Origin of the sequence: Actinoplanes flavus (genome assembly GCF_017592555.1) — a bacterium.
GTDB classification, from domain to species: Bacteria; Actinomycetota; Actinomycetes; order Mycobacteriales; family Micromonosporaceae; genus Actinoplanes; species Actinoplanes flavus.
Genome location: NZ_JAGFNS010000005.1, coordinates 17100 through 39973, shown reverse-complemented (window position 1 = coordinate 39973; position 22874 = coordinate 17100). Strand labels below are relative to the sequence as shown.

Genomic DNA, 22874 nt, shown 5'->3' with positions numbered 1-22874 from the left:
TTTCGAGGCTGTGGTTCGGAAGCTTGCGGTCGAATACGCGGAGATGATCGCGGAAGGGGAGTGAGGGCCGACCGGATTCGAACCGGTGTCCTCCGCCTGTGCAGGGCGGCGCGACGACCTCTGCGCTACGGCCCTCACTCGTGCGACAGCCTAGCGGCCGCCGGGGTCGAAGCGTTCGGCGAGTTCCCGGAGCACGGTCGAGCGGTGGCGCAGCGTCTCGTCGGCGGTGCGGTCGGCGGCGATCCGGGCCTGCGCGGACTGCATCCGCAGGCGGGGGCCATAGACGCGCATCTCCTCCGACGGTTGCAGTGACGCGGCCAGGAACGTCACCAGGTCCATGTCCTCGCTCTCGATGACGTGGCCGAACGCGCCGGGGGTGATCAGCGCGCCCTGGGCGGCCAGGCGGCGGGCCAGGGTGACGTCGGCCGCGTGGGCGCCGACGCGGAGCGTGTTCGTCACCGGGACCTGGCGGGTGAGCAGCCATTCGACGGCCGGGAGATGCCGGTTGGCCAGGGCGATGTCGATCGGGGTGAGGCCGTTGCGGACCGGTTCGGCCACGTCGCAGCCGGCGGCGGCCAGGCGGTCGAGCAGGTCGATGTCGCCAGTCGCGGCGGCGCGGTCGAGGCCGATGCGCCGCATCCGGGGCTGTGCGGCGATCTCGCCCCGTGCCAGTGCCGCACGCCAGTCGAGAATCGTCGACCGGGCCAGTTCACGCAGTTTCGCGGCCACGTCCGGTGATTCGTCGCCCAGTTCGTCGATGGCGTCGCGCAGTTCGAGGCCGGAATCGCCGCCGTTCCACGGGTCTTCCTCCAGGGCCAGCCGGCCGAACAGTTCCGTCAGCCCGGACGCCAGCGCATCGGCGTGGTCACCGGTTTCGAGTTCCCATCCGGGTGGGAGTCCCTGCTGCCAGTAGACGACGGCGCCCTCGCCTTCGGTGTCCACATAGAGCCGGTCGAGGTATTCGAATCCGCCGAACGGCAGATACCGCAGCCGCGGTGATCCGGCCAGCTCGGCCTCGTGGTCGATCCATCCCCACAGGTCGTGATAGCCGTCGTGGGAACCGAACACCTCGCTGAACGAGACGGGCGCGTCCAGGTCGTAATCGAGTCGGCCGCCGAAAGCGGTCCGCCACAGCGCGACCAGTTCCACCGGAATGGTTCCGGAACATCGCGCTGCCACAGCCGCGAGCGTTTCGCCGTCGATCGGCGGTTCCGCTCCGGTGATGATCCGGTTCGCGAAAACCACGATCCCGGCTTCGGCGGCGGTTTCCCGGTCTCTTTCGCTCAGCACCGGGCCACTCTCTCAAATTCACGACCCCTTTTCCGGTACGGGCATGGCCGTCCCGCCGCATCGGCCCCGTCCCGCAGGTTCACGCGACCGCCTGCCGGGGCGCGCCCGTGCCGCGACCGCCGGGCTTTGCTGCCCCGGCAGGCCGCGGGAACCACGGCCCTGACGGCCGTCCACCGGGTCACCGGCGTCGCGATCACCGAACCGGATGTGCTTGCCCGAGTCTCACGCCCGCGGCGGGCCCACGGCCTTGACCCGGCAGACGGCCGTCCCGAACCGGCGGGACGGCCGTCGTTGCGGTGGTGGTGCCGGCTCACCCGTACCAAATCGGAGTGTTTCAGAGGCCGTAGGTCTTGCCGATGATGTCGCGCTGGATCTCGCTGGTGCCGCCGTAGATCGTGCTGACGAGGGTGGCGCGGACGTGGCGTTCCATGTCGTATTCGGTGGCGTAGCCGTAGCCGCCCATCATCTGCATGCCGGCGAGGGCGACCTGGCGGGCGACCTCGGTGGTCTTGAGTTTGACCATGGAGCTCTCGCGCGGGAGGACCTTGTGGGGGTCGCGGTCGGCGAGGGTGGCGACGCGGTGGACGAGCAGGCGGCAGCATGCGATCTCGGTGGCGAGGTCGGCCACCCGGTGGCGCAGGGCCTGGAAGGAGCCGACCGGCCGGCCGAACTGTTTGCGCTGTTTGATGAAGTCGAGGGCGTCGTCGAAGGCGCGCTGGGCGGTGCCGAGCATGAGGGCGGCGAGGATGAGGCGTTCGACGTTGAGGCCGGCCATGAGCTGCTGCCAGCCGCGGTCGACGGTGCCGACGACGGCGTCCGCGGGGACGACGACGTCGGTGAAGTAGAGGTCGTTGACCTCGCGGCCGCCCATCGTCTCGATGCCGCTGATCCGCAGGCCGGGGGTGTCGGTGGGGACCAGCAGCATGGTGAGGCCGTGATGGTCGCCGGGGCTTCCGGACGTGCGGGCGACCAGCAGGATGGCGTCGGCGATGTGGGCGTTGGAGCACCACGTCTTCTGGCCGTTCACGACGTAGCCGTCGTCGGTGAGCACGGCGCGGCAGGAGAGGTTGGCGACGTCGGAGCCGGCTTCCGGTTCGCTCATGGCGATGGCGTAGACGCGGCCGGTGGCGAGGCCGCCGAGGACGGTCTTCTTCTGGGGTTCGCTGCCGGAGCGTTCGACGGCGGCGGCGACGATGGCGCTCGTGGTGAAGCCGCCGACGGGGGCCTGGCCGTAGGCGACCTGTTCGAGGAAGAGGCAGGTGTCGACCATGCCGGCGCCGGCTCCGCCGTACTGGTCGGGGACGGTGACGCCGAGCCAGCCGAGGTCGGCCATCTTGCGGTAGACGTCCGGGTGGTGGGGGCCGTCGCCGCGCTGTTCGCGGGTGCCGGTCTCCCGGCGGCAGAAGTCGGCGACGGCGTCCACGAAGGCCCGCTGCTCATCCGTTAGATCGATGCTCATGTCGTCACCTTCCGATGGTTTGTGCAGGTGAGGCGCTTTGTTGACAGCGACCGTAACATATCAAATATCAAATTTTCAGCGTCGGGAGTTCGCCATGGGCACTGTCTTGCGCTCCTACTCACCCGGCACCACGGACGTCGTCGGGGAATACCCGGTCGCCGATACCGAGGCCGTTCGGGCCACCGTCGACCGGGCCCGGGACGCCGCCCGCTGGTGGGGCGGCCTGAGTTTCAAGGAGCGCCGGGTGCGGCTGCTCGCCTGGAAACGGGCGATCGCCACCCGGATCGAGGAACTGGCCGCTCTGGTGTCGGCGGAGACCGGGAAGCCGGTCGACGACGCCGTCCTGGAGGTGATGCTCGCGGTCGAGCATCTGGACTGGGCGGCCCGCAGCGCCGCGAAGGTGCTGGGCCGGCGCAGGGTGCCGTCCGGGATGCTGGCGGCCAACCAGGTGGCGACCCTGGAGTATCTGCCGCTCGGCGTGATCGGGGTGATCGGGCCGTGGAACTATCCGGTCTACACGCCGCTGGGCTCGGTGTCGTACGCGCTGGCCGCCGGCAACGCCGTGGTGTTCAAGCCGAGCGAGCACACCCCGGGCGTCGGCGAGTGGCTGGCCGGCGCGTGGCCCGGTGAGAAGCCGGTTCTCCAGGCGGTGGTCGGCGACGGCACGACCGGCGCGGCGCTGTGCTGGTCCGGAGTGGACAAGATCGCGTTCACCGGGTCGGCGGCCACCGCCCGCAAGGTGATGGCGGCCTGCGCCGAGACGCTGACCCCGCTGGTGGTGGAGGGTGGCGGCAAGGACGCGCTGATCGTGGCGGCCGACGCCGACCTGGACGCGGCGGCCCGGGCGGCGGCGTTCGGCGGGTTCGGCAACTCGGGGCAGACGTGCGCCGGCGTGGAGCGGGTGTACGTGGTCCGGTCCGTCTACGAGGACTTCCTGAACCGGCTCCAGAAGCTGGCCGAGTCGGCGTCGTACGGCCCGATGACCACCCCGGAGCAGCCGGCGATCGTCCTGTCGCACGTGGAGGACGCGCTGGCCCGCGGCGGCCGCGCCATCGTCGGCGGGCCGGAGTCGGTGCGGGGCGCCCGGATCGCGCCGGTGGTGCTGGCCGACGTGCCGGAGGAGTCGACGGCGGTGACCGAGGAGACGTTCGGGCCGACGCTGGTGGTGAACCCGGTCGACGACCTCGACGAGGCGGTCCGCCGGGCGAACGCGGTGAGGTACGGCCTGGCCGCGTCGATCTTCTCCAGGGATGCGCACGCGGCGACCGGCATCGCCCGCCGCCTGCGGACCGGGGCGGCGTCGGTCAACGCGGTGCTGGGGTTCGCCGGGGTGCCGTCACTGCCGTTCGGCGGGGTGGGCGACTCCGGGTTCGGCCGGATCCACGGGGCGGACGGGCTGCGCGAGTTCTCCCGGGCGCAGTCGGTGACCCGGCAGCGGTTCCACGCGCCGCTGGATCTGATGCGGCTGGACCGCGACCCGAAGGTGATGGCCCGGGCGGTGAAGCTCTTCCGGATGCGCCACGGGCGTTAGACGTCCCAGATGCCCAGACCGTCGAGGTGTTTGACCAGGCGCTCCGCCCCATCGGTGAAGTGCCTGGTCATCGCCGTGCGGGCGGCGCCCGCGTCGGCGTCGGCGAAGGCGGTGAGCAGCGCCTCGTGGTCGGTGCGCATGCCGTCGCGCCAGCCGGGGTCGGCGGAGTAGACACGGGCCGGGGTGTAGCGGGTGGCGGTGTGCAGGAACCAGCTGAGCTTGCGGGAGTGGGCCATCCGGTTCACGGCGCGGTGGAACTCGTACTCCAGCGTCTCGACGTCGGCGGCACGCCGGGCGCGGGCCAGCTTGGCGTGCGCCACCCGCAGCTCGGCCAGCTGTGCCTCGCCGATCGCGACGGCCACCCGGGCGGCCAGCTCACCGGCGATGTCGCCCTGCAACTGGAAGACGTCGAGAATGTCCTGCCGGGACAGTGGGGCCACCACGTATCCCTTGCGCGGCTCCAGGACGACCATGTCCTCGCCGCGCAGCGTCAACAGCGCCTCCCGCACCGGGGTGATACTGACCCCGAGGCCGGCGGCGACCTCCTCGAGCCTGATGCGGGCGCCGGGGCGGAGGTCTCCGGACATGATCCTGGTCCGCAGCGCGGATGCGACCTCTTCGGAGAGCATGTCCGTCCACCTCTCGCTTTATCGGGTTTCACCGTATCAAATATCAAAAACACGGGAGGTTGACGATGCGCCTGGCAACGACACTGATGTATGCGGGAGATCCGCGGACGACCGCGGACGAGGTGGCCGGCTGGGAACGGGCGGGCCTCGACATCCTGTGGGTGGCGGAGGCGTACGGGTTCGACGCTCCCACGATCATGGGCTACCTGGCGGCGAAGACCGAGCGGGTGCAGATCGGCTCGGCCATCCTGCCGATCTACTCGCGTACGCCGGCGCTGCTCGCGCAGACGGCGGCCGGACTGGACGCGATGTCCGGCGGCCGGGCCGTCCTCGGGCTCGGCGCGTCCGGGCCGCAGGTGGTGGAGGGCTGGCACGGGGTGCCCTACGACAAGCCGATCGGCCGGACCCGGGAGATCATCGAGATCTGCCGGGCGATCTGGCGGCGTGAGGTGATCGAGCACGACGGGCTCTACCGGATGCCGCTGCCCGGCGGCCTCGGCAAGCCGCTGAAGATCCTCACCCGCCCGGTGCGCGACCGGATCCCGGTCTACGTGGCGTCGCTGGGCGCGGCGAACGTACGGATGACCGCCGAGATCGCCGACGGCTGGCTGCCGTTCCTCTACATCCCCGAGCGCGCCGCCGACGTGTGGGGCAAGCCGCTGGCCGAGGGCACGGCGAAGCGCCCGGCCGACCTGGCGCCGCTGGAGGTGGTGGCCGGCGGCCCGCTGGCGATCGGCGACGACGTCACCGGCCTGCGTGATCTGGCCCGGCCGATCGTCGCCCTGTACGTCGGCGGGATGGGCGCCCGGGGCCGCAACTTCTACCACGACGTGGTCAGCCGGTACGGCTTCGAGGCCGAGGCCGACCGCATTCAGGAGCTGTACCTGTCCGGACACAAGGAGGAGGCGGCGGCCGCGGTCCCCGACGAGCTGCTGGAGCTGACCAGCCTGATCGGCCCGGAGTCGTACGTCCGGGACCGGATCGCCGCGTACAAGGAGGCCGGAGTGACCGTGCTGAACGTGATCCCGTTCGGTGACCCGCTGCGCCAGATCGCCCGCGTGAAGGAGTTGATCAGCTGAGATGGGCCGTTTCGACCTGGCGAGACGCATCGCCGCCCTGGACCCGGAGTCCGACCACCTGGAGATCTACCAGATCTCGTCCGGGCAGGAGTTCCCCTGGGACTACACCCGGGCGCTGGAGTTCGCGCTGTTCCGCACCTACTGCGTGCCGAGCATCTCCCGGCTGCTGGCGGCGACCGGCGAATTCCGGGACAGACCACAGCGACGGTACGACGACACGGCGCTGCTGATGGCGGAGATGGCGGCGCACGGCTACGACTCGGACCGCGGCCGGGAGGCGCTGCGGGTGGTGAACCGGGCGCACGGCCACTACACGATCAGCAACGACGACATGCTGTACGTGCTGTCGACGTTCATCTACGACCCGATCGACTGGATCACCCGGTGGGGCTGGCGCCCGCTGCACTCGAACGAGAAGCTGGCCGCCTATTACTACTACCGCGAGGTCGGCCGGCGGATGGGGATCAAGGAGATCCCGCAGACCTTTCCGGATTTCCGGAACTTCAAGGATTCGTACGAGGAGAAGCACTTCGTCTATTCGGACACCAACCGTGAGATCGGGGAGTACACGGTCGGCCTGTTCGCGGGCTGGTTCCCGGGGTTCGCGCGCCCGGCGGTGCGCCTGGGCGTCCGCGGGATGCTCGACGACCGGATGCTGCGGGCGTTCGGGTTCGAGCCGGCGCCCGCATGGGTCGGCGCCCTGGCCGGAGCCGGTCTGAAAGCCCGCGCCGGGGCGCTGCGATTCTTCCCGCCGCGCCGCGAGTCGGTTCTCGGCAGGCCGAAGAGCAACCACACGTACCCTGGCTATCCGGGCGGCTACCGGCCCTCGGACCTGGGCGCGCCGCCTCCGCCGGACGATCTTCCGGCCGAGCTGCGCCGGCCATCACGTCAGGACCAGGGGAATATTGACATGGCCTGATGCATTGCTGACCTTCTATCTCTGGGGGTTTGCTGTGAGCACTGTCTTCCCCAGATCCGGAGGTCGTTCATGAGACGACGGTCCCTCGCGGTGCTCGCCGCGGTCGCGATGTGCGCGACCGCGGCGATCAGCGCCTCCTCCCCCGCCACCGCCGAGACGGTGCCCGACCCCGCCGGCGAGTACGAGATCTACGACGTCCGCACCCTGGCCCAGCGCAACACGATCACCCGCGCCGGTGTGGCGATCGACGACATCGAGCACGGTGTCGCGACGGTGACCGCCACCGGCGCCGAGGTGTCCCGGCTCAAGCGGCTCGGCTTCACCGTCGAACCGGCGCTGCGCACGCTCGACTTCCCGCCGGCGGACTCGGCCTACCACAACTACGCCGAGACGATCGCCGAGATCAACTCGGTGGTGGCCGCGTACCCGGCGATCGCCAGCAAGCGGGTGCTCGGCACGTCGTACGAGGGCCGGCAGATCGTGGCCGTGAAGATCTCCGACAACGTGGGCACCGACGAGTCCGAGCCCGAGGTGCTGTTCGACGCCAACCACCACGCGCGTGAGCACCTGACCGTGGAGCAGGCGCTCTACCTGCTCGGGCAGTTCACCAGGTCGTACGCCACCGACACCCGGATCAAGAACATCGTGGACACCCGGGAGATCTGGATCGTCCCGATGGTCAACCCGGACGGCGTCGAGTACGACATCGCCACCGGCAGCTACCGGTCGTGGCGCAAGAACCGGCAGCCCAACAGCGGCTCCAGCTACGTCGGCACCGACCTCAACCGCAACTACGGCTACAACTGGGGCTGCTGCGGCGGCTCGTCCGGCAGCACGTCGTCGGCCACCTACCGCGGTCCGTCCGCGTTCTCGGCGCCGGAGACCCGGGTCATCCGGGACTTCGTCAACAGCCGGGTCGTCGGCGGGGTGCAGCAGATCAAGGTGGCCATCGACTTCCACTCCTACTCGCAGCTGGTGCTGTGGCCGTACGGGCACACCACGGCGAACACCGCCACCGGCATGAACGCCGACCAGGCCAACACGTTCGCCACCCTGGGGCGGCAGATGGCGGCCACCAACGGCTACACCCCGCAACAGTCCAGCGACCTCTACATCACCGACGGTGACTCGCTCGACTGGCTGTGGGGCGTGCACAAGATCTTCGCGTACACCTTCGAGCTGTACCCGGGCAGCTCGGGCGGTGGCGGCTTCTACCCGCCGGCCAGCGTGATCCCGGCGCAGACCTCCCGCAACCGGACGGCGGCGCTGATGCTGGCCGAGGCGGCGGACTGCCCGTACAAGGTGATCAACAAGCAGTCCACCTACTGCTGAATCTCGCCTCCGGGCGGTTCCGGCGCGTGCCGGGACCGCCCGCTCGCGATATAAGCGAGCCGGGATGTTTATATCGATGCACTTAAATGCGAAGCTCGGTGCACCCCCGGAATCAGAGGAGAACCGAGATGCGCAGATGGCGAACCCTTCTGGCGATACTGGCCGCGGTCGTCACCGCCGCCACCATGTCCCCCAGCCCGGCGGCGGCCTCGGACCCCGTCACTCCGTACGTCGTCGGCGGCACCCGCGCCGCCCAGGGTGAATTCCCGTGGATGGTCCGGCTCTCGATGGGATGCGGCGGCGCGCTCTACAGCCCGACGCTCGTGCTCACCGCCGCCCACTGCGTCAGCCGCACCGGCGCCAACACGTCGATCACCGCCACGCTCGGGGTCGTCGACCTCCAGTCGTCCAGCCGCATCACCCGCAGGTCCAACTACGTCTACCGGGCGCCCGGCTACAACGGCAACGGCGACGACTGGGCGTTCATCCGCCTCGCCAGCCCGGTGACCGGCATCGCCACGCTGCCGATCGTCACGTCCACGGCGTACGACAGCGGCACGTTCACCATCGCCGGCTGGGGCGCGGCCAGTGAGGGCGGCTCCCAGCAGCGCTACCTGCTCAAGGCCACCGTCCCGTTCGTCAGCGACGCCACCTGCAACTCCTCCGCCATGTACGGCGGCGAGGTGATCGCCGCCGAGGAGATCTGCGCCGGCTACACCTCCGGCGGCGTCGACACCTGCCAGGGCGACTCCGGCGGCCCGATGTTCCGCCAGGGCGCGTCCGGCTGGGTCCAGGTCGGCATCGTCAGCTGGGGCGACGGTTGCGCCCGCCCGAACAAGCCGGGCGTCTACACCCAGGTCAGCTACTTCTCCGCCGCCATCCGCTCCGCCGCCACCAGCCTCGGCGGCTGACCGCACCTCCGTTCCCCGCACTCCGGGCGCCCGCCGTTCATCCGGCGGGCGCCCGGGTGTTTGCTGAACGGATGACGATCAAGCCCACCCGGGTACTGGAACCGGACTGGCTCGCGGAGCGGGTCCTCAACCTGTTCGCGACGCTGAACATGTGCGTGCTCGCCACCAACGACCCGGACGGGGCGCCGCACGCCACACCGGTCCGCTACTTCTCGCGGGAGTTCACCCTGGTCTTCACCGCGCTCGGCAGCTCGCCGAAGATCCGGAACCTGCGGGCCGACCCGCGAATCTCGGCCGGGATCTTCGCCCCGCTCGCCGGGCCGGAGAGCAGCCGCGGGGCACAGCTCTTCGGGACCGCCCGGGTGCTGGCCCCCGCCGACCCCGGCTTCGACGAGCACTGGCGGGTGGTCAGCCCGCGGATCGACGAGGCCGAACGCACCGGCTTCCTCGCCGACCCGTCACGCTGCGTGCTCGGGGTGATCAGCCCGGCCCGGATCGTCTACACCGATCACTGGCTCAAACGCGACGGCTACGCACCCCGTCAGACTCTGACGCTGCCGTGAGGAAGGCGACCGCCCCGGCCGCCGCGTCGGCACGGGCGCCGGCGCCCGCCGGGTCGTCCGGGAACAGGTGGTGGTGCTCGACATCCTCGCCCAGGGTGCGGCCCGTCGCGCCCGGAATCAGGTCGAGGTAGCGCAGCGCGATCTGCTCGGGCGGGGTGGTCCACGGCGGCGACCAGGAAACCGGCCCGGGTCAGCGGCTCGGCCAGCCAGGCCAGATCCGGCCCGGCGGCGCCGGTGCCGTGCGACAGCAGCACCAGCCGGTCCGGGTCGCCGGTGTCCGGCTCCCACAGGTGGATCCGCACCGGCCGGGGCCGTGACGGGTCCTCGAAGGACGGACGGTTCCGGTCGATGGACTCGATGATCCGCGGCTTCGGCACGGACGGACGCTACCGCAGCTGCTCGCGGACCCGCATGAGGGCGAAACCCAGCAGGTTGAGGCCGCGCCAGCGGGACGGGGACGAGGCGGCGTCGTCGTCGCGGGACAGGCCGATGCCCCAGATCCGGTCCCGCGGGCTGGCCTCGACCAGGATCCGGTCGCCGGTGCCCAGCAGGTAGGAGCGCAGCGCCGGGTCGCCGCCGAACTTCGCCAGATTGCCGGCCACCACGATCGGTACGCGGTGCTCGTTCCACTTCCTCTGATCGAAACCGGCCACCCGGCCGCCCAGCTGCTTCGCCTCGTGCGGGTGCCCGGCGGCCAGGATCCGCTGCGCCATGGCGTGATCGCCGAACAGCACCGCCTTGCGCCACATCATGTAGTGCTCGGCCGTGGCGAAACGCGTGCCCTCCGCGGTGAACGGCGACGGGAACCACTGGCTGAGACAACCGGCGCCGATGCCGCCGTCGTGCTCGAGCTGGTGCCCCCAGAAGAACAGGAACTTCAGCCGCTGCTCCTCGGCCTCGGCCACCACCAGGTCGTCGACGGTTCGCATCACTCCGGACATGCCCGCAAGTCTGCCCGCCCCGCCCGTACGATCAAATGATTAACCGCTGAAGCGTGAGCTGCGCGCCATGGCCCGGTAGGCGGCGAGCGCGGCGGAGTCGGTGTCGAAGCGGAAGTTGTTGTCGGTGCCTTCCTGGATGTCGGTGTCGAACCAGACGACGGCGCCGACCGCGGGCGTCTTCTCGACCCAGGTGTGCAGCTGCTTGATCCACTTGGCTTTGCCCTGGACCGCGGCGGTCTCCGACAGGATGATCGGCTTCTTGCCGCCGAACCGGTCGGTGATCGGGTCGAACAGGGTCGACGGGGTCTCGTTGAAGAAGTTGTAGCCGGAGATGCCGACCCAGTCGACGTAGTCGTCGCCGGGGTAGTAGCCCTGCACCCGGTTCCAGGAGTCCCCGGGCGAGGAGTTCCAGTTGGGACTCCACACCCAGGACACGTTGTCGGCGCCCTGCTCGGCGAAGACGCGGTGCAGGCGGCGCCACACCTTCACATAGTTCGCGGCGCTCTGCCCGTTCCGGGCGCCGCCCCACTCGAACCAGTCGCCGTTCATCTCCCAGCCCCAGCGCAGCAGGATGGGACGCTTCATGCCCTTGAGCTTGCGGGCGACCGAGCGGATGTTGCCGTCCGAACTGCCGTCGAGGATGCCGGCGTAGGGGGCGCCGTGCCACGAGACCATCAGGACGCTGCTCTTGGCGACCTCCGGCTCGGAGCTGGGCACATAGCCGTCCCACGGGTAGAAGCGGTGGACGATCCGCTGCTCCCGGCCCAGCTGTTTGCGGCGCAGGGCGAGGCTCTGCTGGAAGGTCTTGCCGCCGAGCGCCAGATAGGAGCCGAGCATCACCTGGTCGGCCGGGGCCTGGACGGCGCCGCCGAGACCGGACGACGCCACGGTGGACACCGAGGCGGATGGGGCCGGAGCGCTGGAGGTGACGGTCATCGCCGGGCCGAGCCGGGCGGTGGCCCCGGGGGACGCGGACGGCGGCGCGGGGGCCGGTGGCGTCCCTCCCGCCCGCGCGGCCGGCGTCTCCGCCGACGACGCCGAGCCGCAGCCGGCGGCGCCGGTGAGAGCCAGCAGGGTCAGCAGCTGACGGCGCTTCAGCACACGCCCGTTGCCCGGCTCCAAAACGACACCCACCCCCGATGAGACGACCCGTGAATCCGCCTCATCATGCCCTACCCGCGCGGAACCCGTGTCAGCTGAACAGCCGGATGACCAAGCCCACAGCCGGATCCCGGGCACTTTCCACCATGTCCGACAAGGGCTCCGCGGGCATTCTTGTCCGGTTGCCACCGGCTCGGCCCCCACCGTGTCGGCCGTTTCCCGGACGGTGACCGAAATGGCACGTAACTTCATCGGCGAGTGCCGGGGACGCCGTTCCGGCGACCTCGGTGAGAATCAGGAGATTGATTGATGAAAATTCGTAAGAATCGCGTTCTGGCCACCGGATGCCTCGTCCTGGCGACCGCCGGCCTCACCCTCGCCACCGCCGCTCCGGCCGTGGCCGCGCCGGACACCGTCGTGGTGGGTGCGGACTACCCGCCACCCGGCGACCCGTACGGCGACGGCTATCCCGGCGGAGGCGGCTACCCCGGTGGAGGCGGCTATCCGGGTGGGGGCGACTACCCGGGCGGAGGCGGCTACCCCGGCGGAGGCGGCTATCCGGGCGGCGGCGACTACCCCGGCGGAGGAGGCTACCCCGGCGGGGGCGGTTACCCGGGCGACAGCGGAATGCCTGGTGGAATGCCTGGTGGAATGCCTGGTGGAATGCCCGGCGGCGGCTACCAGGACGACGACCGCAGGCCCGGTGGCTACCAGGACGACGACCGCAAACCGGGCGACTACCGCGACATCGGGAAGTCGTCGAAGAAGCAGTTCAAGAAGGGCTTCAAGGAGGGCTTCAAGGACGGCCTCAAGCTGTCCAAGAAGTCGTGCCAGCGCCCGTCGGGATACCGCGAGGCGCCCACGAAGGGCGACGGCTCCTTCGAGCGCGGCTATGCGCAGGGATTCGAGTCGGGCTTCGCGAAGGGGTCCGGCAAGAACTGCCGCTGATTGATACCACTCCGCGGGATCGTTCGCGCGCGGTTACCTGAACGACCGCAGAAATCCGGCCGAACGTCTCTGCCACGCCGTTTCGCCGGATGCCCGCGGACTTGAGGCGTAGCTTTTTTGCCGAGTGCCGGACCGCCACAAAAGGCTCCGGCGACAACGGGGAGAGTACTCATGAAACTTCGCAAGAGTTGTGTCCTGGCCGCCAGCACGCTCGTCCTGGCGACCGTGGGAACGTCACTGACCGGATCGCCCGCGATGGCCGCGCCGGACACCAGCGCCGTGATGACCGTCGCCTCGGTCTACCCGCCGCCGGACGATGACGACGACTTCGACTACGGCTACCGGGACCGCTACCGGGACCGTTACGACGACGTCTACCGCGGCTACGGCGAGCGGGGCGCCTTCCGGGCAGGATTCGACCGCGGATACGAGGAAGGTTTCCGTCAGGCCAAGCGGTTCTGCCGCAAGGCAGGCGGCTACAACTACCGGTACGGCGGCGGCTACCGCAACGCCTACGAGCGCGGTTACGAGCGCGGCTACGACACCGGCTTCGCCCGGGGATGGCGCATCTTCTGCCGCTGAGTGTTGTTGACGTCACCGGCCGGAACAGTGCTGTTCCGGCCGGTGCCGTTCATCCGCCGTACAGTGCGCCGATCTCGCCGGCGTAGCGCTCCTGGATCACCCGGCGGCGCAGCTTCAGCGTCGGGGTGAGTTCCCCGGTCTCCGGGGTCCACGAACGCGACAGGATCCGGAACGACTTGACCTGCTCCGGCCGGGACAGTTTCGCGTTGGCGACGGCCACCGCCGCCTCGATCTCGGCGATCAGCACCGGATCGCCGGCCAGCTCGGCGATCGCACTGGACGGCAGGCCCTTGGACCGGGCCCAGAGCGGGGCGATCTCCTCGTCCAGGACGATCAGCGCGGTCACGTACGGCCGCCGGTCACCCACCGCGACCGCCTGCGCGATGAGCGGATGCGCCCGCAGCAGGTTCTCGATCTGCGCGGGTGAGATGTTCTTCCCGCTCGAGTTGATGATCAGTTCCTTCTTGCGGTCGGTGATGGTGAGGAAGCCCTCGTCGTCGAGGACGCCCACGTCACCGGTGGCCAGCCAGCCGTCGGCGTCGGTGACCGGCTCGATGCCGCCGTCGGCGCGCAGGTAGCCGGCGCAGACCAGCGGTCCGCGTACCAGGATCTCGCCGTCCTCGGCGAGCCTGATCTCCATGCCGCCGTTGGGCCGCCCGACCGATCCGGTACGGAAGTGCTCCGGCGTGTTGATCGTCGCCGTACCGGTGGTCTCGGTCATGCCCCACACCTCGAGCACGTCGATCCCGATGCTGGCCAGATAGTCGAGCACCTCGACCGGGATCGGCGCCGCGCCGCTGCCGGCCCACAGCATGTCGTCCATGCCGAGCCGGGCGCGCAACGGCTTGAGCACCTGGGCGTCCAGGGTGGCGTGCTTGGCGGCCAGCTCCGCCGGCACCGGTTGTTCGGCGCCGCGCAGCCGGTAGACCTGGAGCGCCACCTCCCGGGCCATGTCGACGGCCGCCTTGACCTGCGGGTCGGCGGCGGCGAGCTGCCCCTGCACACCGGCGACCATCTTCTCCCAGATCCGGGGTACGCCGAAGAACGACACCGGCCGGATCCGGACCAGCCCGGCGAGCAGCTGGGCCGGGTCGGAGCAGATGGTGACGTGCCCGGCCCGGTAGATCGGGTTGTAGACGCCGAGGACGCGTTCGGCGATGTGCGCGAGCGGCAGGTAGGCCAGCGACTCGGTGTGATCCGGGGTGTCGATGGTGTGCCGCATGACCACCGTCTGATAGATGACGTTGTGGTGGGTGAGCACCACGCCCTTGGGGTCGCCGGTGGTGCCGGAGGTGTAGAGCAGGGTGACCGGCTGGTCCGGCCGGACCTCCCGCCACGCCTTCTCGAACGCGGCCGGGTCGGCCTGATGTGCGGCCGAGCCACGGACGGCGACCTGGCGCAGCGAGACCACCCGGTCGGTGTCGCCGGTGTTCTCCGCGTCGACCACCACCACCCGGCGGATCTCCGGCACCTCGTCGAGGATCGGCTGCCAGCGTTCCAGTGCCGCCTGGTTCTCCAGGACGACGATCTCGGCGCGGCTGTGCCGGGCCAGGTAGCGCAACTGGTCGGTGGAGAGGGTGGCGTAGACGGTCGACGGGACGGCGCCCAGGTGGGCGGCGGCCAGGTCGACGATCCAGTGTTCGGGCCGGCTGGACATCATGATCAGCAGCCGGTCGCCGGAACTCAGCCCCAGATCGGCGAGCCCGCGGGAGACCACGGCGATCTCGTCGCGCAGCTGCCGCCAGGTCAGCGTCTCTGGTGAGCCGAGCGAACTGAGCGCCGGCAGATCGGGGTGTTCGGTGGCGTTGCGGTGCAGCAGTGCGGGAATCGTCAGGTCGCGGGCGATGTCGGCGCATCGCTGTGCAAGGGCGGGATCCATGAGCTGCCTCCTGGAGAGCCGAAGACGGACGGCTATGGCGCGACTGTAAACGCGCACTAACTTCCTGGGAAGGCAAGGAGCGAATCCGGCCTAACTTTTTCGTCGCCGATCAGGCATGGAGCACCGTCAGAGCGAGCCGGACCAGATGCCGGTCCATGCCCGAACGACGATCGAAACGGACCAGCCGGCTCAGGTCGGTGACCAGGTTGAGACCGGCGTGGACCAGCACCCGGGCCTCCGGGACGGGCAGTCCCGGGCGCAGCCGGCCGAGCAGCCGGACCCACTCCTCCACGTGCAGCCGCTGCATCTTGCGCAGCTCATGACGGTCGACCTCGGGCAGGTTGTTGTTCTCCGCGAGGTAGACCGACACCAGCGCGCTGCGCTCGAAGGTCAGCTCCACGTAGGACTCGGCCATCCGGCGCAGCGCGTCCTCGTCGTCGGCGGCTCCCGCCAGGGCGGCGGCCGTCGACTCGGCCACCCGCTCCGAGGCGCGGTAGAAGGCGGCGGCCAGGATGTCGGCTTTGCCGGGGAAGTAACGATAGACACTGGACGCGTTGATCCCCGCGGCACGGCCGATGTCCTCGACACCGACGGCGTGGTAGCCGTACCGATGGAAGAGCTTGACCGACTCGGCCAGCAGGATCTCCCGGCGCGCGGTCACCCCCAGCGCCGGTTCGGGTTCCGGGTACTCCGTCGTGGGCGCCGCCGGCGTCGCCGGCTCGTCACGCAGCACCGCCCAGGCCACGCGGCGCAGGACCGCCTCACCCCGGCCACGCGCGATCGCCGCCCGGTGCGTGCCCAGGCTGCCGAACACGCTGAGAGCGGCACGGACCATCGCGGCCGCGTCCCGGCCGGAGAGCTCCGGCCGCAGATCCCGCAACGGTACGGCCAGACGCTCCGCCAGCACCCCGAGCCGGACCATGAACTCCTCCCGGTGCTCGGGCGTCAGATAGCGCCACTCCCACTGGTAGAGCCCCGCCACCCGGCGGTGCTCGACGGCCAGCCGGGCCAGCACCGCCAGCAACCGGTCGAGCCGCTGCCCGGGATCGGGGCCGTCGGGCAGGTCGGTGGCGGCCAGCACGGCGTCGGCCAGCTGGCGGGTGGCGTGCACCAGCATCGCGTACTTGTTCGGGAAGTGGCGGTAGATGGCCGGACCGCTGATCCCGACCACGGTGGCGATCTCGTCGAGACTCACCCCGTGGTAACCCCGGTCACAGAACATCTCCGCAGCGGCCAGGGCGAGCTGCGTCTTACGGTTCTTCGGCCGCTTGCGGACCTCGGCTGGGGCCGGCTCGCCGGCCGCGGCGATGCTCATGATGACAGCCTATCGGTGATCTGTGGTTCGCCCGACCTTCGTCTCCGTATCCTTGACACCTAGCGGAAACATCGGCAAAAGTTAGCCGCAATTCGCATCCAGGGGAGCAGTCGATGACGACCGAGGCCTATCTGTACGACGCCGTGCGCACGCCGCGCGGCAGGGGGAAGAAGACCGGATCCCTGCACGGGGTGAAACCCATCTCACTGGTGGTGGGCCTGATCGACGAGTTGCGGCGACGCTACCCGGGAGTGGACCCGGCCGACATCGAGGACGTGGTCCTCGGCGTGGTGTCCCCGCTCGGCGACCAGGGCTCCGACATCGCCAAGACCGCGGCACTGGCCGCCGGCCTGCCGTACGAAACGGCCGGCGTCCAGCTCAACCGCTTCTGCGGCTCCGGTCTGGAGGCGGTCAACATCGCCGCCCAGAAGATCCGCTCCGGCTGGGAGGACCTGGTCCTCGCCGGTGGCGTCGAGTCGATGTCGCGGGTGCCGATGGGCTCCGACGGCGGCGCCTGGGCCATGGACCCGGACACCGCGCTGAACACCGACTTCATCCCGCAGGGAATCAGCGCCGACCTGATCGCCACGATGGACGGGTTCAGCCGTGAGGACGTCGACGCCTTCGCCGTCGGCTCCCAGCAGAAGGCGGCGAAGGCCTGGCAGAACGGCTGGTTCGACCGCTCCGTCGTCCCCGTCCGCGACCGCAACGGCCTGCTGATCCTCGACCGCGACGAGCACATCCGCGCGGACAGCACGGTGGAGAGTCTGGGTAAGCTGCCCGCCTCCTTCGCCACCATCGGCGACCAGGGCGGCTTCGACGCCGTGGCACTCCAGAAATACCACTGGGTCGAGAAGATCAACCACGTGCACAGCGCCGGCAACTCCTCCGGCATCGTGGACGGCGCGGCCCTGGTCATGATCGGCTCCGAGCGGGCCGGGCAGCGCGCCGGGCTCACCCCGCGCGCCCGCATCGTGTCGGCCGCGCTCAGCGGCGCCGACCCCACCATCATGCTGACCGGCCCGGCCCCGGCCGCCCGCAAGGCCCTCGCCAAGGCCGGCCTGACCGTCGACGACCTCGACCTCGTCGAGATCAACGAGGCGTTCGCGGCCGTCGTGCTGCACTTCATCGACGACCTCAAACTCGACCCGGAGAAGGTCAACGTCAACGGCGGCGCGATCGCCATGGGCCACCCGCTGGGCGCCACCGGCGCCATGATCCTCGGCACCCTCGTCGACGAACTGGAGCGGCGCGGCGGGCGATACGGCCTGGCCACGCTCTGCATCGGCGGCGGCATGGGCATCGCCACCATCGTCGAACGGCTCTGAGGGAGAACCGACAGTGACTGACACCATTCGCTACGACCGCGGTGACGACGGCATCGTCGTGCTCACCCTCGACGACCCGCGCCGCGGCGCCAACACCATGAACGACGCGTACGTCGCCAGCATGGAGGCCACCGTCTCCCGCCTGGAGGCCGAACGCGACCAGATCACCGGCGTCATCATCACCTCGGCGAAGAACTCCTGGTTCGCCGGCGGTGACCTGGACCAGCTCGGCTCCGTACCGGCCGACCGCGGCCAGGACGTCTTCGACCTGTCCACCCGGGTCAAGGGCCAGCTGCGGCGGCTCGAGACGCTCGGCAAACCGGTCGTGGCCGCGATCAACGGGTCGGCCCTCGGCGGCGGGCTGGAACTGGCGCTGTCCTGCCACCGGCGGATCGCGCTGAACAACCCGAAGACCGAGATCGGCCTCCCCGAGGTCACCCTCGGCCTGCTCCCGGCGGGTGGCGGCGTCGTCCGTACCGTGAGATTGCTCGGTCTTGTCAATGCTCTGACCCAGGTGCTGCTCCAGGGCACCCGGCACCGGATCGGCGCGGCGCACAAACTGGGACTCGTCGATGAGATCGTGGAGACGCCCGAGCAGCTGATCGCCGCCGCCCGGGAGTGGATCGCCGCGAACCCGGCCGCCGCCCAGCCGTGGGACACCAAGGGCTACAAGATCCCCGGCGGCACGCCGTCCACCCCGGCGCTCGCCTCGATGCTGCCGGCCTTCCCGGCGAACCTGCGCAAGCAGCTCAAGGGCGCGTTCTACCCGGCGCCGCGCAACATCCTGTCGGCCGCCGTCGAGGGCGCCCAGGTCGATGTGGACACCGCGTTCGTCATCGAGACGCGCTACTTCGTCGAGCTGGTCACCGGCCCGGTCGCCAAGAACATGATCAAGGCGTTCTTCTTCGACCTGAACGAGGTCAGCCAGCGCGACATCGGCGAGGTGCCGCCGATCACCAAGGTGGCCGTGCTCGGCGCCGGCATGATGGGCGCCGCCATCGCGTACGTCTGCGCCCGCGCCGGCCTGCCGGTGGTCCTGCGCGACGTCTCCCTCGAAGGCGCCGTCCGCGGCAAGGGCTACTCGGAGAAGATCGTCGCCAAGGACGTCGGCCGCGGCCGGATCACCGAGGACAAGGGCCGCGCCCTGCTCGACCTGATCACCGCCACCGACCAGGTGGCCGACCTGGCCGGCGCCGACCTGGTGATCGAGGCCGTCTTCGAGGACCCGGCCCTCAAGCACAAGGTCTTCGCCGAGATCGAGGGCATCGTGGCGCCCGACGCGCTGCTCTGCTCCAACACCTCCACGCTGCCGATCACCGCGCTCGCCGAGGGCGTCCAGCGCCAGGCCGACTTCATCGGCCTGCACTTCTTCTCCCCGGTCGACAAGATGCCCCTGGTCGAGGTGATCAAGGGCGAGAAGACCAGCGACCTGACCGTACGCCGGGCGCTCGACGTGGTCCGCCGGCTGCGCAAGACGCCGATCGTGGTCAACGACAGCCGCGGCTTCTTCACCAGCCGGGTGATCGGCACCTTCACCAACGAGGGCATCGCGATGCTCGCCGAGGGTGTCGCGCCGGCCAGCATCGAGCAGGCCAGCAGCCAGGCCGGCTACCCGGCCCCGGTGCTCCAGCTGATGGACGAGTTGACCCTCACCCTGCCCCGCAAGATCCGCAACGAGTACCGGGCCGCCGCCTCGGCCGCCGGCCAGCAGTGGGAGGCACATCCGGCCGACCAGGTCATCGACCGGATGATCGACGAGTTCGGGCGGCCCGGCCGCTCCGGCGGGGCCGGCTTCTACGAGTACGCCGACGGCAAGCGCACCGGGCTGTGGCCGGGCCTGTCCGCCTTCGCCAAGCCGGACGTGACCATCCCGTTCGAGGACCTCAAGGAGCGGATGCTCTTCATCGAGGCGATCGAGACGGTGAAATGCCTCGACGAGGGGGTGCTGCTGTCGGTCGCCGAGGCCAACATCGGCTCCATCTTCGGCATCGGCTACCCCGGCTGGACCGGCGGTGTGCTCCAGTACATCAACCAGTACGAAGGTGGCCTGCCCGGCTTCGTGGCCCGCGCCCGGCAGCTCGCCGAGCGCTACGGCGACCGGTTCACCCCGCCGCCGCTGCTGATCGCCAAGGCGGACGCGGGCGAGATCTTCGCCTGAGTCTCTGCCGGCCCGCTCCCCTACGCACAGGGGGGCGGGCCTGCGCGATATCCGTCACTTGACGGCCGCCGGTCGGACACCCGGCCGATGCATGATCCATGATCTCCGGACTACCGTCCATGCCGGAGGTTGATCATGAATCAGGACGAGGAGTTACCGGGCGAGCCGTGGACCCCCGCGGTCGAGGCCCTGCTACGGCACCTGGCGGACGCCGGCTTCGACGGCGCGCCGCCGGTCGAGGAGCAGACCCTCCGGGGCGTACGGACCGGAGCCGTGCTCCCCTGGCCCGAATGGACCCGCCAGGACGACACCCTCTGGCAGGTCGCCCAATGGCTGCGCGAATACCATGAGGCCGTCGCCGACTTCGTCCCGCCCGGCGACGCCGTCTGGCGCAAAGGCGGCACCTGGGAACCCGGACTCGTCATCGGCCACAACGACGTGGCGCCCTACAACGCCACCCGGGCCGGGCAGCGCCTCACCGGCTTCGTCGGCTGGGACTTCGCCGGCCCCGTCACCCGCGCCGCCGACCTCGCCTTCACCGCCTTCGCCTGGGTGCCGCTCAACGCCCGCGACGTCGCCTTCGCCGAAGGCTGGACCGCCTTCGCCGACCGCCCCCGCCGGCTGCGGCTGCTCCTCGACGCCTACCGCTGGCAGGGCACCGCCGCCGACATGATCCGCGAAGTCCGCGACCGCATCAGCGCCGCCATCCACGACATCCGCCGCCTGGCCACCGCCGGCGACCACGACTGCCGCGAACTGGTCCACTCCGGATTCGACACCCGCCTCGCCATGGCCGTGAAGGAGCTGGCCACCTTCCCGGGGTAACCCGTGCCCCCCGACATCACCGGCCTGGGCAACGAGGCCCACCGGTCCGGCGACCTGCCGACCCCGCCAGCTCCCGCTTCGCCCGCATCATCCCCACCCGAGCCGTCCGGACGCCCCCTTCGACGACAAGGCCCACCTGCCACAGCTCCCGGGTAGCCTGCACACCTTCCACCGTCTCCGGTGCCGGCGTGCCTTCTCGGCCGGTCGTCGTGGGCCGGGCTGAGTTGTCCACTCACTCTCTCCTGCTCCCGTGTGCCGCTCGGGCGGTCGCCGCGGACAGGATCGCGTTGCCCGTTCATCTTCTTCCCGATCCGGGCGCCGTATCAGTGCCGATCAGATTCGCACGCGGACAAGATCGACCTCAGCGCGCAGCCAACCGAAAACGGACAGCCCCAAGCCACTCTCGCGCATCGCGAGCCGGATTCGAGCGCGCCGAATCATGGCGTCGCCATTGAAGTAGCACACCATTCCGAAAGCCAGGCCAGGAAAAGTGCATCAGCAGTAAGGTTACAGCGCGCGATAGGGGGCGATCGGCCTCTCCAGGAACGATGCGACAACCGGCACTCCCTCTGACCGTAGGCGAGTCCGGAATTATTCTGGAAGCAATTCAGGGCCGGATCCGGTTCGGCGGGTCCCCTATGCGTATGCGCGTTGCCGCTCCGACGCTGGGTGGATGGCCGAGCCACTGAGGTGACACGGAACCCGGTTGCCGGCCGCGGTGCAGTCTCCTGACACCAGGCGCCGTGATCGTTGACGAACAGCCCCTCGTTCGGCCTTCTCCAGCCTGGAGCCGGGCGCTCGTGGCCGGCGCGGATACAGGTTTCCGGTGGAGTGTCGGCATCGGCGGTGGCCACTCGAGGGATTCGAATCCGGACGTTGGGGCCGGTGCGAGTCTCGGGTGGGGTGTCGGTCTCAACTATGGACAGGGCGTCGGTGTGGGCACGGGCCTGGACCTGCGGCGCTCGCTCGAAGTCGGGGTAGGACTCGGGCGCGGGGTCGGCGCAGGACTCGGGCGCGGGGTCGGCGCAGGACTCGGGCACGGGATCAGCGCAGGACTCGGGCACGGGATCAGCGCAGGACTCGGGCACGGGATCAGCGCAAAACTCGGGCACGGGATCGACGCAGCACTCGGGCACGGGATCGACGCAGGGCCCGGGCACGAAGTCAAGGTGGGCCTCGGGCACGAGGTCTGTATGGACTCTGGGGAGCGCCTGGGTGCGGGCGCGGCGCAAGCGCAGTGCGTGACGCTGGCTTAGACCCCATGCGCGATGGCGCTCATGCTCACGGCGGAAGTCCTCGGCGGCCGGAGAATAGTTGCGGCGTGCGCGCCGGTCGCGCATTGCGACAATCTTTTTTGCAGTAAACAACTGGAGCTGGGCCATATGAAAATTGTCCTGCACCCGGAAGGGAAAGTGTAAGACCGCACAAGAAGTCGATCATGCCAATCTGGCAGACGTGAACTGTGAAAATTGTTGTCACAATTCTCGCCACGTTTCTCGGCGGCGGGATGCATACGTGGTTCATCTGATCCCAACCGGTCCGGGCCGGTCGGGCTGCTGTGGCGGTGAGCATTGGAGTACCGCTGGCCGGGTGTCGGATTGGCAGGTGATGTCGGCGCGGGTGGGCTGTGTGACTGTGTGGCTGATCGGGTCGCCGGAGTGGTGGGCCTGGTGGTGTGAGTGGTCGGTGGCGCTGTGTGCGCTGGCCGGGGTGGGTGTGGGCGGCTGATCGGGTGGCCGAGGTGGTGAGCGTTCGCGATGTGGGCGCTGGTCAGCGGTGGGTATGGGCAACCGATCAGGCCGCCGAAGCGGTAAGCACTCGCAGTGCGGACGCTGGCCAACGATGGGCTCGGGCAACCGATCAGGCCGCCGAAGCGGTAAGCACTCGCAGTGCGGACGCTGGCCAACGATGGGCTCGGGCAACCGATCAGGCCACCGAAGCGGTAAGCACTCACGGTGCGGACGCTGGCCAACGATGGGTGCAGGCAGCTGGTCCGGTGGCGGGTGGTGAGGGTTGGTTTGGGGGTGCGGGCGCCGGCGAGGGTGAGCAGACAACCCGGCCCCACCCGCGACAACGGGCCAAGA

Annotated in this window: 17 protein-coding genes, 1 tRNA gene and 1 pseudogene; 11 read left to right on the top strand and 8 right to left on the bottom strand. The window is 70.0% G+C overall.

The window, feature by feature from the left end; genetic code table 11:
- Positions 1 to 62: 62 nt before the first annotated feature.
- The 3 genes from J5X75_RS09040 to J5X75_RS09030 form a co-directional block, all read right to left on the bottom strand.
- Positions 63 to 135 (bottom strand) — tRNA-Cys (locus tag J5X75_RS09040).
- A gap of 15 nt (positions 136 to 150) precedes the next feature.
- Positions 151 to 1290 carry an ankyrin repeat domain-containing protein gene (locus J5X75_RS09035; protein ID WP_208466875.1) on the bottom strand — a complete coding sequence of 380 codons (1140 nt, stop codon included), beginning with the start codon at positions 1288 to 1290 and terminating at the stop codon, positions 151 to 153.
- 334 nt (positions 1291 to 1624) lie between these two features.
- Complete coding sequence (locus J5X75_RS09030; protein WP_208466874.1) at positions 1625 to 2749, bottom strand: acyl-CoA dehydrogenase family protein; 1125 nt, start codon at positions 2747 to 2749, stop codon at positions 1625 to 1627.
- Between the two features lie 94 nt (positions 2750 to 2843).
- Between J5X75_RS09030 and J5X75_RS09025 the strand changes: the two genes are divergently transcribed.
- Positions 2844 to 4280 carry an aldehyde dehydrogenase family protein gene (locus tag J5X75_RS09025; protein WP_208466873.1) on the top strand — a complete coding sequence of 479 codons (1437 nt, stop codon included), beginning with the start codon at positions 2844 to 2846 and terminating at the stop codon, positions 4278 to 4280.
- On the opposite strand, the gene J5X75_RS09020 is transcribed toward J5X75_RS09025, so the two are convergent.
- Positions 4277 to 4909 (bottom strand): GntR family transcriptional regulator, encoded by a 633-nt coding sequence (locus tag J5X75_RS09020; RefSeq protein ID WP_208466872.1) that lies wholly within the window; start codon positions 4907 to 4909, stop codon positions 4277 to 4279. The genes J5X75_RS09025 and J5X75_RS09020 overlap by 4 nt on opposite strands.
- Before the next feature lie 65 nt (positions 4910 to 4974).
- Here J5X75_RS09020 and J5X75_RS09015 point away from each other — a divergent pair, with 65 nt between their 5' ends.
- The 5 genes and pseudogenes from J5X75_RS09015 (at position 4975) to J5X75_RS08995 (ending at position 9713) form a co-directional block, all read left to right on the top strand.
- Positions 4975 to 5988 (top strand): LLM class F420-dependent oxidoreductase, encoded by a 1014-nt coding sequence (locus J5X75_RS09015; RefSeq protein WP_208466871.1) that lies wholly within the window; start codon positions 4975 to 4977, stop codon positions 5986 to 5988.
- A 1-nt stretch (position 5989) separates the two neighbouring features.
- Positions 5990 to 6907 carry an oxygenase MpaB family protein gene (locus J5X75_RS09010; protein ID WP_208466870.1) on the top strand — a complete coding sequence of 306 codons (918 nt, stop codon included), beginning with the start codon at positions 5990 to 5992 and terminating at the stop codon, positions 6905 to 6907.
- Positions 6908 to 6976: 69 nt separating this feature from the next.
- Positions 6977 to 8236, top strand: a pseudogene (locus J5X75_RS09005) (M14 family metallopeptidase); the annotation flags it as partial.
- Between the two features lie 131 nt (positions 8237 to 8367).
- Positions 8368 to 9150, top strand: a complete 783-nt coding sequence (locus tag J5X75_RS09000; protein ID WP_208466868.1) for a S1 family peptidase — start codon at positions 8368 to 8370, stop codon at positions 9148 to 9150.
- A 71-nt stretch (positions 9151 to 9221) separates the two neighbouring features.
- On the top strand, positions 9222 to 9713 hold the full coding sequence (locus tag J5X75_RS08995) for a pyridoxamine 5'-phosphate oxidase family protein (protein ID WP_208466867.1): 492 nt from the start codon (positions 9222 to 9224) through the stop codon (positions 9711 to 9713).
- 386 nt (positions 9714 to 10099) lie between these two features.
- On the opposite strand, the gene ybiA is transcribed toward J5X75_RS08995, so the two are convergent.
- Together ybiA and J5X75_RS08985 are read right to left on the bottom strand one after the other, a co-directional pair.
- The gene (gene ybiA, locus J5X75_RS08990; protein WP_208466866.1) at positions 10100 to 10654 is read right to left on the bottom strand and encodes a riboflavin biosynthesis intermediates N-glycosidase; all 555 of its coding nucleotides are present in this window, start codon (positions 10652 to 10654) and stop codon (positions 10100 to 10102) included.
- A gap of 39 nt (positions 10655 to 10693) precedes the next feature.
- Entirely contained in the window at positions 10694 to 11755 is a 1062-nt protein-coding gene (locus J5X75_RS08985) for a glycoside hydrolase family 26 protein (RefSeq protein WP_208466865.1), read from the bottom strand.
- 309 nt (positions 11756 to 12064) lie between these two features.
- Here J5X75_RS08985 and J5X75_RS45380 point away from each other — a divergent pair, with 309 nt between their 5' ends.
- Entirely contained in the window at positions 12065 to 12703 is a 639-nt protein-coding gene (locus J5X75_RS45380) for a hypothetical protein (RefSeq protein ID WP_274383481.1), read from the top strand.
- A gap of 171 nt (positions 12704 to 12874) precedes the next feature.
- Positions 12875 to 13285: a hypothetical protein gene (locus J5X75_RS08975; RefSeq protein ID WP_208466864.1), complete on the top strand. Its 411-nt coding sequence runs from the start codon at positions 12875 to 12877 to the stop codon at positions 13283 to 13285.
- Between the two features lie 49 nt (positions 13286 to 13334).
- On the opposite strand, the gene J5X75_RS08970 is transcribed toward J5X75_RS08975, so the two are convergent.
- Together J5X75_RS08970 and J5X75_RS08965 are read right to left on the bottom strand one after the other, a co-directional pair.
- A complete protein-coding gene (locus J5X75_RS08970) occupies positions 13335 to 15164 on the bottom strand; it encodes an AMP-dependent synthetase/ligase (RefSeq protein WP_208466863.1) in 1830 nt (609 codons plus the stop codon).
- A gap of 109 nt (positions 15165 to 15273) precedes the next feature.
- The gene (locus J5X75_RS08965; protein ID WP_208466862.1) at positions 15274 to 16479 is read right to left on the bottom strand and encodes a TetR/AcrR family transcriptional regulator; all 1206 of its coding nucleotides are present in this window, start codon (positions 16477 to 16479) and stop codon (positions 15274 to 15276) included.
- Between the two features lie 113 nt (positions 16480 to 16592).
- Here J5X75_RS08965 and J5X75_RS08960 point away from each other — a divergent pair, with 113 nt between their 5' ends.
- The 3 genes from J5X75_RS08960 (at position 16593) to J5X75_RS08950 (ending at position 20790) form a co-directional block, all read left to right on the top strand.
- The gene (locus tag J5X75_RS08960) at positions 16593 to 17807 is read left to right on the top strand and encodes an acetyl-CoA C-acetyltransferase (RefSeq protein WP_208466861.1); all 1215 of its coding nucleotides are present in this window, start codon (positions 16593 to 16595) and stop codon (positions 17805 to 17807) included.
- A gap of 13 nt (positions 17808 to 17820) precedes the next feature.
- Positions 17821 to 19965: a 3-hydroxyacyl-CoA dehydrogenase NAD-binding domain-containing protein gene (locus J5X75_RS08955; RefSeq protein WP_208466860.1), complete on the top strand. Its 2145-nt coding sequence runs from the start codon at positions 17821 to 17823 to the stop codon at positions 19963 to 19965.
- A gap of 135 nt (positions 19966 to 20100) precedes the next feature.
- Positions 20101 to 20790: a phosphotransferase gene (locus J5X75_RS08950; RefSeq protein ID WP_208466859.1), complete on the top strand. Its 690-nt coding sequence runs from the start codon at positions 20101 to 20103 to the stop codon at positions 20788 to 20790.
- Positions 20791 to 22874 lie beyond the last annotated feature (2084 nt).

What these genes read in the sequence shown, in the direction of transcription:
- J5X75_RS08960 (WP_208466861.1), top strand. Translation starts at nt 16,593, where the DNA reads ATGACGACCGAGGCCTATCTGTACGACGCCGTGCGCACGCCGCGCGGC.
- J5X75_RS09030 (WP_208466874.1), bottom strand. Translation starts at nt 2,749, where the DNA reads ATGAGCATCGATCTAACGGATGAGCAGCGGGCCTTCGTGGACGCCGTC.
- J5X75_RS08970 (WP_208466863.1), bottom strand. Translation starts at nt 15,164, where the DNA reads ATGGATCCCGCCCTTGCACAGCGATGCGCCGACATCGCCCGCGACCTG.
- J5X75_RS09010 (WP_208466870.1), top strand. Translation starts at nt 5,990, where the DNA reads ATGGGCCGTTTCGACCTGGCGAGACGCATCGCCGCCCTGGACCCGGAG.
- J5X75_RS09020 (WP_208466872.1), bottom strand. Translation starts at nt 4,909, where the DNA reads ATGCTCTCCGAAGAGGTCGCATCCGCGCTGCGGACCAGGATCATGTCC.
- J5X75_RS08965 (WP_208466862.1), bottom strand. Translation starts at nt 16,479, where the DNA reads ATGAGCATCGCCGCGGCCGGCGAGCCGGCCCCAGCCGAGGTCCGCAAG.
- J5X75_RS09015 (WP_208466871.1), top strand. Translation starts at nt 4,975, where the DNA reads ATGCGCCTGGCAACGACACTGATGTATGCGGGAGATCCGCGGACGACC.
- J5X75_RS45380 (WP_274383481.1), top strand. Translation starts at nt 12,065, where the DNA reads ATGAAAATTCGTAAGAATCGCGTTCTGGCCACCGGATGCCTCGTCCTG.
- J5X75_RS09025 (WP_208466873.1), top strand. Translation starts at nt 2,844, where the DNA reads ATGGGCACTGTCTTGCGCTCCTACTCACCCGGCACCACGGACGTCGTC.
- J5X75_RS08975 (WP_208466864.1), top strand. Translation starts at nt 12,875, where the DNA reads ATGAAACTTCGCAAGAGTTGTGTCCTGGCCGCCAGCACGCTCGTCCTG.
- J5X75_RS09000 (WP_208466868.1), top strand. Translation starts at nt 8,368, where the DNA reads ATGCGCAGATGGCGAACCCTTCTGGCGATACTGGCCGCGGTCGTCACC.
- ybiA (WP_208466866.1), bottom strand. Translation starts at nt 10,654, where the DNA reads ATGTCCGGAGTGATGCGAACCGTCGACGACCTGGTGGTGGCCGAGGCC.
- J5X75_RS08950 (WP_208466859.1), top strand. Translation starts at nt 20,101, where the DNA reads ATGAATCAGGACGAGGAGTTACCGGGCGAGCCGTGGACCCCCGCGGTC.
- J5X75_RS08995 (WP_208466867.1), top strand. Translation starts at nt 9,222, where the DNA reads ATGACGATCAAGCCCACCCGGGTACTGGAACCGGACTGGCTCGCGGAG.